Below are 13,667 nucleotides of genomic sequence, written 5' to 3' on the forward strand. Positions count from 1 at the left end.
CATGACCACTGTCGTTGCGTACGCCGCTCCCGCCGCCAAGGCTCCGCTGGAGCGCACCACCATCGAGCGCCGTGAGGTCAGGGAGCACGACGTCCTGATCGACATCAAGTTCGCCGGCATCTGCCACTCCGACATCCACCAGGCCCGCGAGGGCTGGGGGAAGGCCGCCTTCCCGATGGTGCCCGGCCACGAGATCGCCGGCATCGTCGCCGAGGTCGGCTCCGGTGTCACCAAGTTCAAGGTCGGCGACCGCGTGGGCGTCGGCTGCCTGGTCGACTCCTGCCGTGAGTGCGACAACTGCGCCGCCGGTCTGGAGCAGTACTGCACCGGCGGCGGCGTCGGCACGTACAACGCCGTCGGCAAGGACGGCGAGCCCACCTACGGCGGCTACTCCCAGAAGATCGTCGTCGACGAGAACTACACCCTGCGCATCCCCGACGGCATCTCCCTCGACGTGGCCGCGCCGCTGCTCTGCGCCGGCATCACCACGTACTCCCCGCTCAAGCACTGGAACGCGGGCCCCGGCAAGAAGGTCGCCGTCCTCGGCATGGGCGGTCTCGGCCACATGGGCGTCAAGATCGCGCACGCGCTCGGCGCCGAGGTCACGGTCCTCTCCCAGTCGCTGCGCAAGAAGGACGACGGCCTGAAGCTCGGCGCCGACCACTACCACGCCACCAGCGACCCGGAGACGTTCAAGGCGCTGCGCGGCACGTTCGACCTGATCCTGTCCACCGTCTCCGCCCCGCTGGACCTGGACGCCTACCTCGCGCTGCTGCGCACGGACGGCGCCTTCGTGAACGTGGGCGCCCCCGAGGAGCCGGTCCGCCTCAACCTCTTCTCGGTGATCGGCGGCCGCAAGACCCTCGCGGGCTCCGGCATCGGCGGCATCCAGGAGACCCAGGAGATGCTGGACTTCTGCGCCGTGCACGGCTTCGGCGCCGAGATCGAGCTGATCGACGCGTCCGAGATCAACGAGGCGTACGAGCGGGTCCTGGCGAGCGACGTCCGCTACCGCTTCGTGATCGACGCGGCCACGATCGGCTAGTCCCGGCGGCCCGGCCACGATCCGCCGGTCCCGGCCGGCAGGCCGGGCGGTCCGGCCGTCTCGTGAAGCAGGACCCCTGGGCGCCGTTCCGGTCGTACGACCGGAACGGCGCCTTCGTGCTTCTCACCGGAGGTGACCTGCCAGAATGCCCGGTTCCGGCGGCCGCCGCCCAACGGATGTGCGGGACGGCGATTACTGGATAGAGTCACCCTTTTACACATGGTTGTGGGGACAACCAACGGGGCCTTTCGGGCTGCCGGCATCGGGGGAGGGCCTGCACCACATGAGTCGTCGCTCTACGGGTCTCGTCGGCGTCTGGGCCGAGGTTCAGCGGCAGCAGCAGCGCCAGCGGGAGCTCGACGCGCGACGGCGCCGGCAGGAGGAGCAGCAGGCGCGGGCCCAGCAGCGGCGCGCCGTCACGGAGTACCGCGAGTACCGGCAGGCCGAGGCGCGGCGCCGTACCGAGGAACTGGACGCGCAGGTCGCCTCGTTGCAGGGCCTGCTCGCCGCGGGCTGCCGGGCGCCCGCCTTCCGGGCCGCCGCGCTCCTGCGCCCCGAGGACATCCAGCCCTTCGCCCCGGGGCAGCTGGCCCAGCCGGTGGTCATGCCGGACATCGGCCTGTACCAGGCGCAGAGCGGCTGGACCGCGAACCGCCGGGCGCAGGCGCAGGCCGAGGCCCAGGCGCGCTTCGAGCGGGACTGGCACGCGGCCCAGGCCGCCGAGGCGCACCGGCAGCGGCAACTGGCGTCGTACCAGCGGGAGTACCAGCAGTGGGCCGACGGCCGGCTGGCGGAGGTGCGGCGGCACAACGCGGGTGTCGCCGAGGTGGCCGAAGGGGTCCGCCGCAGGGATCCCGACTCCGTGATCGAGTACTTCTCGGCCGCTCTCTACTCGTCCTCGGCGTGGCCGGAGGGCTTTCCGCGCCGGATCGCCGCCGCCTACGACGCGGCGGCCGGGCAGCTCGTCCTCGACTGGGAGCTGCCCGCGTACGACGTCGTCCCCGAGGTGAAGTCCGTCCGGTACCTGTCCGGGGCCGATCAGGACAAGGAGACCGCCCGTCCCGTGACCCAGCGGCGGAGCCTGTACCGCGAGGTCCTCGCGCAGTGCGCGCTGCTCGTGCTGCACGAGCTCTTCGGAGCCGACGAGCAGGGCGCACTCGAATCGGTCGTCCTGAACGGCTTCGTGGACGGACACGACCCCGCCACGGGCCGGCCGGACCACATCGTTCTCGTCACGGTCATGGCGGCCCGCTCCTCGTTCCTCGGACTGCACCTGGCGCAGGTGGACGCGGGCAGCTGTCTGAGCGACGGACTGCGCGGGCAGCTCTCGGCCCGCCCGGACCAGCTCACCCCCGTACGGCCGGGCCGGCGGCCGCAGGACGTCGGGAACCGTGTCGTCGCCCACGGCAGCGACGAGGAACCCGACCTGTACGCCATGGACCCGATCGCGTTCGAGGAGCTCGTGGCCGATCTCTTCCGGGCCATGGGGATGCAGGCGGTGACGACCCAGCGCTCGAACGACGGCGGCGTGGACGTCGACGCGCTGGACCCGGCGCCGATCCGTGGCGGCAAGATCGTCGTCCAGGTGAAGCGGTACCGGAACACCGTGCCGCCCACCGCCGTACGCGATCTGTACGGGACGGTGCAGGACGCGGGCGCCAACAAGGGGGTGCTCGTGACGACGTCGGGGTTCGGCCCCGGCTCGCACACCTTCGCCGACGGCAAGCCGCTGGAGCTGATCGCGGGCCCCGAACTCGTGGACCTGCTGCACCGCCATGGGCTGCGGGGGAGGCTGGGCGACGCGGGCCGCTCGCGGGCGGAACCGGCCTCCGGGCCGTCACCGCGACCGTCCCGGTCCTCAGGGAGGCCGTCGCAGCCGTCGTCGGAGCCATTGGCCAGGCCGTCGTCGAGGCCGTCACGGCCGGATCAGGGGTCCGGGCAGCCGGATCCGGGGCCCCGGCTGCCCGACGGCCACAACATCCTGGGCATGGGATGGAGCGGAAGCGTCGCCCTGGACGTCTGCGCGCTCGTCTGCCGGGGTGGCCGTGTCCTCGGCGACGATCACTTCGTCTTCTACAACAACCCGCGGACACCGGACGGTTCGGTGTCCGCGCTGCCCGCGTCGCCGCCCGACAAGGCCGCGATCGGCGTCTCCTTCGACACGCTGCCCTCGGAGGCCGACCGGGTCGTCCTCGTCGCCGCCGTGGACCCCGAGGCCGCCCCGGACGCCGACCTCTCGGGTTTCACGGACGCCTGCATCCGGCTGCTCGGCCAGGATCTCGCGGAACTGGACCGGCTCGACGTCTCCGACGGCCGGCCGGGCGAGACCGCCCTGGTGCTCGGCTCCTTCCGCCGCCGGAACGACGGGAACTGGAAGTTCGTCCTCGGAGGCAAGGGCTACCCGGGCGGTCTCGAGGAACTCGTACGGGACTTCGGCATCGCGGTGGAGTAGGACCGCCCGCCGACAGTCGCGGGGGCGGGCCTCAGGGACTGACGACCGCGCCGGCGTAGACGTTGTCCGGGGTGACGATCTCCGTGACGGCCCTGGCGACCAGGGTGGACGGCTCCTGGCCCTGGTAGGTGATGTCCGTGTTGATCATGACGACGAGGGTGGCCTTCTTCGCGGGCAGATAGACGGTCACCGTCTCGTATCCCGGCAGGGAGCCGTTGTGCCCGATCCATCCACTGGCGTCGAAGATGCCGAGGCCGTACGACGTTCCCGGGAAGCCGGTCGGCAGTGTCCTGAGGCGCTCTGCCTGGGTCGCGGGGCTGAGCAGCGTGCCGGTGGCGACGACCTTGGCCCAGTGGCGCAGGTCCTGGAGGTTCGAGATCATCGCCCCGGCCGCCCAGCCCCAACTGGGGTTCCAGTTCGTGGAGTTCGCGACCTCGCCGCTCAGCGTCTGGTCGGTGTAGCCCTGCGGGTGCGGCTCGGGGAACTCGTTCCCCTTCGGGAACAGCGTGTGCCGCAGACGGGCCGGGCGCAGGACCCGCCGCTCGATGACGTCGCGCAGCTCGTGACCGGTGACCTTCTCGACGACCAGGCCCAGCAGGATGAGGTTGGTGTTGGAGTACTCGAACTGCGCGCCCGGGGCGAAGGTGTTCGGGTGCTTGAAGCCGTACGCGAGCAGCTCCCGCGGGGTGAAGGCGCGCTGCGGGTCGCTCAGCAGGTCGTGCTCGAAGTCCGCGTCGGAGGTGTACGGGAACAGTCCGCTGCGCATCCCGGCGAGCTGCCGCAGCGTGATCCGGCGGCCGTTCGGCACGCCGGGGATGTAGCGGGAGATCGGGTCGTCCAGCCGGACCTGGTGCCGGTCGACGAGTTCGAGCAGCGCGGTGACGGTGAAGGTCTTGGTCTCGCTGCCGATCCGGACGTAGGAGCCGGCGGACATCGGCTCGCGGGTGGCCTTGTCCGCGACGCCGGTCGCGCGGACGTAGTTCCCCTTGCCGGGCATCCACAGCCCGACGACGACGCCGGGGATACCGGCCTGCCGGCGGACGTCCGCGATGGCCTTGTCCAGCCGGGCGCTCAGCGCGGGGCTGAGACTGTCGCGTGCGCCGTCGTCCTTGCCGTATCCGTCCTCGCCCGTCGCGCGGACGCCTGTCGTGCGGACATCCGCCGCGTGGACGGCCGCGGCCTGCGCCGCTGTCAGCGGGGCCAGCACGGACGCCGCGAGCAGCGCCGCGGCGAGCGGACGGCGGTAGGGGGTACGTCGCATGGGGAGGGAGCCTCTTCCGGATCAGATCCAGCTCACGGGAACAGACGGCAACACCACCACCCGCACACCCGGAAGGAGCCCCGGTCCGATGAGCGTTCCGCCGAGTCCACTCGTTCGGAGCTACGCCCCCGAGGTCCGTTACGCCGGCATCGCGGAACCTCGGCCGGCAGCCCCTCCACGGCCTGGGCGAGCAGTCCGGGCCGGTTTCGGTGGATGTTCTGGGCCCGGCGGATGCCCAGGGCCGTGGCCGACCGTCTCAGCCCGCCCGAGTCCCCGCAGGAACCTTGCGGAGCGCGGCACGCGATGTTCGTGGCAGAGCTCAGATGTTGCTCAGACCGCTTGCCGGTCGGCTGCCGTACTGGTCAGCTCGACGGACGCCTGAGCGACACCGAGCGCTCACCGCCGAAGGGGGCCCCATGGACAGTGTCCGACAGACTCCACCCGAAAGCCCGCTCCTGATCAGGTGGACGACCGTCGCCGCGTACGCCGTCGCAGCCATGGTCCATCTCGTGACGGCGGGACTGTTCACCGGTGGCGTGCTGTTGATCGTGCTGGGGTTCCGCACGGCTGTTCAGCCACTGGTGGGCGTTGTGCTGCTGGGCGTGGCTCTGTTGCTGCGCCCACGTCCGGGCAGGTTGGATGCTGAGCTGCCCACGTTGCGGCACGCGGACGCCCCGGCTCTGTTCGATCTGGTGGATCGCATGGCGGACGCAGCCGGGGTGCGACGCGTCGACGCGATCCAGCTCGGTCCGGAGTTCTCCGTGACCGTCACCCACTACGGGGTACGACGCAAGCGGTGCCTGGTCCTCGGCCTTCCTCTCTGGTCCGCCCACCCCACCCGGAAGCCGATTGCTGCCGTTGCCCACGCTCTGGGGCACCTCTCCGGTCGCGATCTCCGGGGAGACGCGTTCGTCGGTACCGCACTCGAGTCCCTCAACGCCATGGCCCGGACGACGCGAACCGGAAACGACGCATACATCCCGTCGGGTGCCCCCGCACATTCATTTCACGCGGGAGACGTAGCAGGGGGTGCGTCGCTCTTCAACGCCAGGACCCGGAAGGGCGAGTGGTTGCTGGGCATCCCGAGGGCGGCGGCGGCTGCGACGGCCCGCCTGCTGTCGTGGCTCATCCTGCCGGCCACACGCCGTGCGGAGTTCGATGCGGACGACTTGGCCGCTCGTATGGCTTCCACCGAGGCAGCCGTCGCCGCGTTGCAGGACCGACAACTGGCCCGCGCGGTGGGTATCGAAGTACATCGCCTGGCCATCGCGACCCGGACGTTCAAAGGCGACCGCTCCTCCGCGACAGCTGCGCAGGAGGCGCTCTGGGACAAGGTCGCCCGCTATTCCGAGAGTCTGCGCGAAAAGCGGGGGTGTGACGAAACCACGGAGCCGGACGGCATCGGAACGGTGGTCGGCCCTGCCGGTCTCCCGTCCGGACCCCTGCGCGTGGCACGACTGGCCCGCGTCCCGGGAGGCGGCGCAGCCATCACGCTCGACGAGCTCGACCGGAACCGCATCGAAGACGAACTCCGCCGTCCCAAACAAGTGCTGACGCGCAAGGTCGTGCGAGATTGCGTCCCGCTGACACAGTGAACAAGTGCGACGTGGCGCCTCCCCCGGTCGTGGATATGCGGCCGATGCCGCGCCCGCCGTCGCGAACAAGATTCAGACCCTGATATCGAATTGCTGAACTGAAAACTTTGCGTTGCGCCCCCGAATTTCCTTCGGGGGCGCTTTCAGGATCACCGGCGCTTTCAGGATCACCGACCGAGAGGATTCGGTTTGTTCGCCGCTGTCTTCGGTGACGACCTGTGGTTCCTGGCCGGGCTGACGGTCGTTGCCGCGGTCGCGGGGCCAGCCGCCTGGGCACTGGCACGTCGGCGCCAAGTGCCCCACTCCTTGTGGTGGTTGGCCCTGGCCTTCTGCCTGACCGGGGTGCTCGGTGTCACGCTCGCCCTGCGCGGAGGCGAGGCAGGGCGTGCCGAGTGTGTGATCAACCACGAGATCACCGAACCGCTTTACACCACACAAGGGTTGTGGAACCTGGCGATGTTCGTCCCGCTCGGGATGTTCGGCGTGCTGGCACTGCGCCGGACGCTTCCCGTGCTCTTCGGTGTCCTGGCCCTGCCGTGTCTCATCGAACTCGCCCAGGCCCTGGTGCCGTTGGTGAGCGGTATCTGCGACAGCGCCGACATGGAGATGAACGCCGGTGGGGGTCTGCTGGGCATGGCCCTGGGACTTGTGGTGGTGCGGGGGCGCGTCGCGTGGAAGGCGTGGGCCGGGCACACCTTGATCGCGGCCTTGGTGCTCGGAGTGACGGGGACGGTGGTCTGTCAGACCGCGATCATCCTGGACCACGTGGACGGCTCCGGGGTCCGGGACGCGCACGGCGCCGAGAGGGAGGCCGCCGAGCAGGCCGTCCGGCAGGCGTTCGGGAACCACTACCACGTCGGTGACGTGCGTGTCAGTCCTGGCCTCGACGGATACAACGGCTGGATATCCATCCAGATGTCCGACGGGTTTCCCGCGGAGCTCATGTGGCCCGGTGGACGCCGACTGAACGTGAGCTTCGAGAACTCCGCCCACCCGGCCAAGGCGAGCTTTCCGGTCCCCGGTGTCGCGAAGCCCCGTGACGTTCACGGTGCGTCCCTCGTCGCCCGCACGTACATGAAGGCCCACTACCCGTGGGCCGAGGCGGCCTCGTGGCACGAGACCCGGCCTGTGGGCAGCAAGGCCGAGTCCGGGTGGCTCTCGTCCTGGAGGTTCAAGGAGCACGGCGTGGTGATGCCCCGCAGCCTTGACGTACAGACCAACCGGGCCGGCCGCGTCTCGCGGATGCTGGTGGACCTCGGGCCCGAGCACGTGAACCTCCCGGCTCACCTGATTTCGGCGAAGCGGGCCGAGGACGTCGTCAGGGAGCGGCAGAAGAAGAACGGTGCCGATGTCGGGGCGTTGCGGATCCGGGCCGACGTGCTGAAGGCCGAACGGGCCAAGGGCTGGCAAGGTCCCTGGCGGGTGGTGTGGTCCGTGAAGATCACTGACACGGAGTGCGCGCCCGACAAGGACGGTTCGGGCTGCGAGCCGCTCGGTGCGGCCGTCGACGCGGGCACCGGTCGGGTCTTCGACGAGTGAAGGCGGCCCTCCCCCGACGTCGCCGCTGCGGGCCGCCGTTCATGTCGGCCGCCGGGTTCGAGGTGTACCGGCTTTGCCGGGGTGGGGCCGGGGGTGTCGGGGGAGAGGGGAAGGGCTGAGGTCCGTCCGTCAGGCTTCAGGCCCGGTCTGCGGCCCGTGTGCCCGTGAGTGCCCGTGAGCGTCGGTGAGCTCCCGGCGGGCAAGTGAATTCCCGGGGCCGCTCACCCCCGCGCGGCGCCGTCAGTGCGACAGCGTCGCCGGACTGCCGCCGTTCGCCTCGTAGCCCGCCACCGCCAGCGCGCGGTATATCGCGTAGTCCGAGGCCGGGTCGGGACTGAGGGTCCAGGGCAGGGCGCCGACGTGGCCGTCCACGCGCACCAGCTGGTCCATCGCCTCGGACCAGCGCTCGCCGCGGACCAGGAAGCAGATCAGCAGATGGCGGACGTGGGCGAGCATCGGGTCGTCGGGACGGGCCGCGTGGACCGCGTACAGCGCGCCGTGGACGGCCTTGGCCACGACCTCGCTCTGGTAGAAGCTGCGGACCAGGTTCACCTCGGGAAGGTGCTCGAAGACCGCGAAGAGCGGCATCGCCGCGAGGAGGGAGCCCTGCGGCGCGCGTGCCGCCGCGGCCTCCGCGAACGCGTACGCCGTCTCCCGCGAGCCGTGCCACTTCTCGCACCAGTAGTGCAGGGCCGCCAGATGCGCGCCCATGTGGGAGGGCGAGCGGTCCAGGATCTTCAGCCAGAGTTTCTCGAACTCCGGCTGGGAGTAGCCGAGTCCACGGGCCACCGACAGCTCGATGATGTACGGGATCGGGTCACCGGGGGACAGCAGCGCCGCGTCGCCGCACGCGGACCGCGCCTCCTCCATGATGATCCGGAAGTCGTCGGACCCCGGCGTCGACGTCCGCCAGGCCTGCTGGACCAGGAACTCGGCGTGCACCGCCGCGCCGCCCGCGTCCTTGGGGGCCTCGGCACGCCACACGCGCAGCCACTGGCCGCCCGGTGTCTCGCTGACCCCGCCGGGGCGCTGCTGGAGCTCCAGGGCGGCGGCGCCCGCGAAGGCCTGCACCCGCTGCCAGCGGGTCTCGCCCTCGGTCTCCGTGCCGGCCAGGAGCTGCGAGGCCGCGCGGTAGTCCTGGGTCCGCTGCACCACGTCCAGGACGTTCAGCAGATCCGCGTCCGGGCCGGGCATGCGGATGTCCAGCTCCTCCTGGCGCAGGAAGCCGTAGTTCGCCGGGTCCGCGGCGTCCGGGTCACCGGGCGTGACCAGTTGTATACCGGAGCGCCTGCGCCGGAACACCGGCAGCAGGACCACGCTGAACATGGCCAGCGCCATCAGGACCCAGAGAATCTGCATGCCTCCAGCGAACCAGACGGGTCCGACAATTGGCCAACCCGGTCCGTCACGCTGTGCGCGAAGCCCTCCGCGCCGCCGGGCGCACGCGCGAAGGCCCTCCGCGCCGCCTGGCGTACGCCGTCATGAGCTCCCGGAGGGCACTAGGCTCGGGACTCATGAGCGACAGGCACATCAGTCAGCATTTCGAGACGCTCGCGATCCACGCGGGCAACACCGCCGACCCCCTCACCGGAGCGGTCGTCCCGCCGATCTACCAGGTCTCGACCTACAAGCAGGACGGCGTCGGCGGCCTGCGCGGCGGTTACGAGTACAGCCGCAGCGCCAACCCCACCAGGACCGCACTGGAGGAGAACCTCGCAGCCCTGGAGGGCGGTCGCCGCGGCCTCGCGTTCGCGTCGGGACTGGCGGCCGAGGACTGCCTGCTGCGTACGCTGCTCAGCCCCGGTGACCACGTGGTGATCCCCAACGACGCGTACGGCGGCACTTTCCGGCTCTTCGCCAAGGTCGTCTCCCGGTGGGGCGTGGAATGGTCGGTGGCCGACACCAGCGACCTCGAGTCGGTGCGGGCCGCCCTCACCCCGAAGACCAAGGCGATCTGGGTCGAGACCCCCTCCAACCCGCTCCTCGGCATCACGGACATCACCGCGGTCGCGCAGATCGCGCGCGAGGCGGGTGCCCGGCTCGTCGTCGACAACACCTTCGCGACCCCCTACCTCCAGCAGCCGCTCGCGCTCGGCGCGGACGTCGTCGTGCACTCCCTGACCAAGTACATGGGTGGCCACTCGGACGTCGTGGGCGGCGCCCTGGTCACCGGCGACCAGGAACTCGGCGAGGAGCTGGCGTACCACCAGAACGCGATGGGCGCGGTCGCCGGGCCCTTCGACTCCTGGCTGGTGCTGCGCGGCACCAAGACCCTCTCCGTGCGCATGGACCGGCACAGCGAGAACGCGGGCCGCGTCGCCGAGATGCTCACCCGTCACGCGCGCGTGACGCGTGTTCTGTACCCGGGCCTCCCGGAGCACCCCGGTCACGAGATCGCCGCCAAGCAGATGCGGGCGTTCGGCGGCATGGTCTCCTTCCAGGTCGAGGGCGGCGAGGAGGCGGCCGTCGAGGTCTGCAACCGCGCCAAGGTGTTCACGCTCGGTGAGTCGCTGGGCGGGGTGGAGTCCCTGATCGAGCACCCGGGACGCATGACGCACGCCTCGGTCGCCGGATCCGCGCTGGAGGTCCCCGCCGACCTCGTCCGTATCTCCGTGGGCATCGAGAACATCGACGACCTGCTTCAGGACCTCCAGCAGGCCCTGGGCTGAGCCGGAGGTACCCCCGGGCCGCCACCCCTGGGCTGACCCGGAGGTGTCCCCGGGCCGCCACTTTGGGCCCCGGGCCCGCCACCGTCGGCCGCGGGCCGGGGGTTCGGCCCGCGGGCGACGGAGTCCGGTCACCAACCCGTCAGCGGTGGAGTCGTCTCCGAAGGCGGCTCCACCCACGGACGGGCCGTCACCGCCCAGACGACGAAGACGACGGCAGCGCCGAACAGCGCCAGCCACAACAGCAGCCGCACCGCCTTCCCGCGGTGCTGCATGCGCCTTCCGCGGCGTGCCGCCTCGCCGTACAGGTCGGGCGGCACCACGGGCGCGGGCGCCTGCTCCAGCAGCCGTCGTACGGCCGCCTCGCGCTCCGGCAGATTCATGACGGCGCCACCTCCACCCGGGGCGGCGCCGGGTCGCGGGGCGGGTGCAGCAGAGTCGCCGTGGCGCGGGCGCAGATCGCCCGTACCCGTTCCACGGGGACCCCGAGCAGCGCCGCCGCCTGCTCCTCGGCGACCCCCTCGTACAGTCTGACGACGAGGATCAGCCGTTCCTGGGGTGTGAGCCCGGCCAGGACGTGGTCCGGGGAGGGGCGCCGGCGCCCCAGGCTCCCGTACTGGTGCCAGGCGGTGCGCTGGAAGCGCGCGATCAGTTGCCGGCGGGTGCTGTCGTAGGGATCCTCGCCGTGCAGCCGGTCCCAGGAGGCGTACGTATGGGCGAGGGCCAGTGTCAGCAGCCGCCGCGCGCGCGGGTTGGCGCCCACGGGCTCCGCGGTGAGCAGCGCGGCGGTGTGCAGCAGCCGTCCCGCGGCGCCCGCCACGAACCTCTCGAACTCCCGGGTGCGGCGGACACCCTGGGAGGCACGCCTTTCTCGCACCACGCCTCCCGCCTGAGGGCGACCCTCTGAGGGCGACCTCCGAGAAAGGGCCCGCGGCCGCGTGCGACCCGTAGCACCCCGTACGACGAGGACCCGGTCTCATATGAGGCCAGGTGGCGCCTTCCGGTCAAGAGTTCGGCGCACACGCACGCGTGCGTGCGGGGCGGCGGATGCCCGGGGGCCCCGGGTACGGACCGCGGCCCACCCCCGGGGCGCGGTTCAGGAGGCCTGTTCGGACTCCGGCGCCGGCATGCCCTGGGTGGCCTGGCGGGCGGAGAGCGCGCCGTTGAAGCGGGTGAGGAGCGCGCAGAACACCTCACGCTCCTCCGGTGCCCATTCGTGTGTCAGCTCGGCCATCAACTGACGCCGGGACGCGCGTACTTCGTCGAGCCGGGACTGGCCGCGCGGGGAGAGCTGGAGCACCACGGCGCGTCCGTCCTCGGGGTGCGAGGTGCGCTTGACGAGCCCGGTGTCGACCAGCGGGGCGACCTGCCGGGTGACCGTCGAGGAGTCGATCCCCATGCTCGCCGCGAGCGCCTTGACGCCCATCGGGCCTTCCTTGTCGAGGCGGTTGAGCAGCAGGTAGGCGGCCCGGTCCATGGAGTTGCGCACCTGTCCCACCCCGCCTAGCCGGGTCTGTTCCGCACGGCGCGCGAAGACCGCGACCTCGTGCTGAAGGGCTTCGAGAAGACCGGTGTCACCGACGGTCGTCATGTCCATCGACATCTCTGGTGTAGTGGGCATGGCCGGGGGCTCAATTCATGCGTGGGGAGCTGGGTTGGGGGACAGGTTACGCGGCCGGGGCGCGGGCCGTACCGGCGCTGCGCAAACCGGGTCTCGGAGCGTGGTCACCACGGGAGTGCGCCCGCGTGAACTGCGAGACTGGTGGTCATGAGCTACAGCACGGCTGACTCCTTTCCCAGTGTGACTCTCGACGACGTGCGCGGCGCGCAGAAGATGCTCACGGGTGTGGCGCGGGTGACCGCGATGGAGGGCAGCAGGTATCTGACCCAGCTGGTGGGCGCACCGGTGCAGTTCAAGTGCGAGAACCTCCAGCGGACGGGCTCGTTCAAACTGCGCGGCGCGTACGTGCGGATCGCGGGCCTGCTTCCGGAGGAGCGCGCCGCGGGCGTCGTCGCGGCGAGCGCCGGCAACCACGCGCAGGGCGTCGCGCTCGCCTCCTCGCTGCTCGGGGTGCGGTCCACCGTGTTCATGCCGAACGGCGCCCCGCTGCCCAAGGTCGCGGCCACCCGCGACTACGGCGCCGAGGTGAGGCTGCACGGTCAGGTGGTCGACGAGACCCTGGCCGCCGCGCAGGAGTACGCGCAGCGGACGGGCGCGGTGTTCATCCACCCCTTCGACCACCCCGACATCATCGCGGGGCAGGGCACGGTCGGCCTGGAGATCCTGGACCAGTGCCCGGAGGTGCGCACGATCGTCCTCGGGATCGGCGGTGGCGGGCTCGCGGCGGGCGTGGCCGTCGCGGTGAAGTCGCTGCGCCCGGACGTACGGATCATCGGGGTGCAGGCCGAGGGCGCGGCGGCGTACCCGCCCTCGCTCGCGGCCGGGCGGCCGCTGTCGGTCGAGAACCCGGCGACGATGGCCGACGGAATCAAGGTCGGCCGCCCCGGCGACGTACCGTTCCGTCTCGTCGAGGAACTGGTCGACGAGGTCCGTACGGTCTCCGAGAACGACCTGTCCAGCGCGTTGCTGCTGTGCCTGGAGCGCGCCAAGCTGGTCGTCGAACCGGCCGGCGCGAGCTCCGTCGCGGCGCTGCTGAGTGATCCCGGCGCCTTCGAGGGCCCGGTCGTGGCGCTGCTGTCGGGCGGGAACGTGGATCCGCTGCTGATGCAGCGCATCCTGCGGCACGGCATGGCGGCGGGCGGCCGCTACCTGGCGGTCACCCTGCGGCTCACCGACCGGCCCGGTGCCCTGGCCACGCTTCTCGGGGTGTTGTCGGTGGCGGACGCCAACGTCCTCGACGTGAGCCATGTGCGGACCGATCCGCGGCTCGGGCTCACGGAGGTGGAGGTCGAGCTGCACCTGGAGACGAAGGGGCACGATCACTGCGCCGAGGTGAACACGGCGCTGCGCGAGGCGGGGTACACGGTCATCGACTGAGGGCGCGGCCACCCGAGGGGCCCGGTCGACCCACTCGGGAAAATCCATTGAGTGACGCGATACATCGCGTTACGGTGGGTCTGCGGACGGGCGCCGACGGGGCCGGGCCGA

At 71.3% G+C, this 13,667-nt stretch carries 11 protein-coding genes; 6 read left to right on the forward strand and 5 right to left on the reverse strand.

What is annotated here, in order from left to right:
- Position 1: 1 nt before the first annotated feature.
- Together OG485_RS27080 and OG485_RS27085 are read left to right on the forward strand one after the other, a co-directional pair.
- Entirely contained in the window at positions 2-1,045 is a 1,044-nt protein-coding gene (locus tag OG485_RS27080) for an NAD(P)-dependent alcohol dehydrogenase (protein ID WP_328671121.1), read from the forward strand.
- Positions 1,046-1,328: 283 nt separating this feature from the next.
- Complete coding sequence (locus OG485_RS27085) at positions 1,329-3,497, forward strand: restriction endonuclease (protein ID WP_328671122.1); 2,169 nt, start codon at positions 1,329-1,331, stop codon at positions 3,495-3,497.
- Positions 3,498-3,528: 31 nt separating this feature from the next.
- Here OG485_RS27085 and OG485_RS27090 read toward each other — a convergent pair whose 3' ends face one another.
- Entirely contained in the window at positions 3,529-4,758 is a 1,230-nt protein-coding gene (locus OG485_RS27090; RefSeq protein ID WP_328671123.1) for a serine hydrolase domain-containing protein, read from the reverse strand.
- 416 nt (positions 4,759-5,174) lie between these two features.
- Here OG485_RS27090 and OG485_RS27095 point away from each other — a divergent pair, with 416 nt between their 5' ends.
- Complete coding sequence (locus tag OG485_RS27095) at positions 5,175-6,353, forward strand: M48 family metallopeptidase (RefSeq protein WP_328671124.1); 1,179 nt, start codon at positions 5,175-5,177, stop codon at positions 6,351-6,353.
- Positions 6,354-6,542: 189 nt separating this feature from the next.
- Positions 6,543-7,892, forward strand: coding sequence for a VanZ family protein (locus OG485_RS27100; protein WP_328671125.1), 1,350 nt, complete (start codon positions 6,543-6,545; stop codon positions 7,890-7,892).
- Positions 7,893-8,132: 240 nt separating this feature from the next.
- On the opposite strand, the gene OG485_RS27105 is transcribed toward OG485_RS27100, so the two are convergent.
- Positions 8,133-9,251, reverse strand: a complete 1,119-nt coding sequence (locus OG485_RS27105; RefSeq protein ID WP_328671126.1) for a hypothetical protein — start codon at positions 9,249-9,251, stop codon at positions 8,133-8,135.
- 155 nt (positions 9,252-9,406) lie between these two features.
- Between OG485_RS27105 and OG485_RS27110 the strand changes: the two genes are divergently transcribed.
- Positions 9,407-10,561 carry a cystathionine gamma-synthase gene (locus OG485_RS27110; protein WP_328671127.1) on the forward strand — a complete coding sequence of 385 codons (1,155 nt, stop codon included), beginning with the start codon at positions 9,407-9,409 and terminating at the stop codon, positions 10,559-10,561.
- 128 nt (positions 10,562-10,689) lie between these two features.
- Here the strand turns inward: OG485_RS27110 and OG485_RS27115 are convergent, their stop codons facing one another.
- The 3 genes from OG485_RS27115 to OG485_RS27125 form a co-directional block, all read right to left on the reverse strand.
- On the reverse strand, positions 10,690-10,941 hold the full coding sequence (locus OG485_RS27115) for a hypothetical protein (protein WP_328671128.1): 252 nt from the start codon (positions 10,939-10,941) through the stop codon (positions 10,690-10,692).
- Positions 10,938-11,435, reverse strand: coding sequence for a sigma factor-like helix-turn-helix DNA-binding protein (locus tag OG485_RS27120; RefSeq protein WP_328671129.1), 498 nt, complete (start codon positions 11,433-11,435; stop codon positions 10,938-10,940). Before OG485_RS27120 ends, OG485_RS27115 begins: the two co-directional genes overlap by 4 nt.
- A 219-nt stretch (positions 11,436-11,654) precedes the next feature.
- Positions 11,655-12,161, reverse strand: a complete 507-nt coding sequence (locus tag OG485_RS27125; protein WP_443048944.1) for a MarR family winged helix-turn-helix transcriptional regulator — start codon at positions 12,159-12,161, stop codon at positions 11,655-11,657.
- 165 nt (positions 12,162-12,326) lie between these two features.
- On the opposite strand from OG485_RS27125, the gene ilvA reads away from it, so the two are divergent.
- Positions 12,327-13,556 carry a threonine ammonia-lyase gene (gene ilvA / locus OG485_RS27130; protein WP_328671131.1) on the forward strand — a complete coding sequence of 410 codons (1,230 nt, stop codon included), beginning with the start codon at positions 12,327-12,329 and terminating at the stop codon, positions 13,554-13,556.
- Positions 13,557-13,667: the final 111 nt, after the last annotated feature.

The organism is Streptomyces sp. NBC_00328, assembly GCF_036139655.1.
GTDB lineage: Bacteria > Actinomycetota > Actinomycetes > Streptomycetales > Streptomycetaceae > Streptomyces.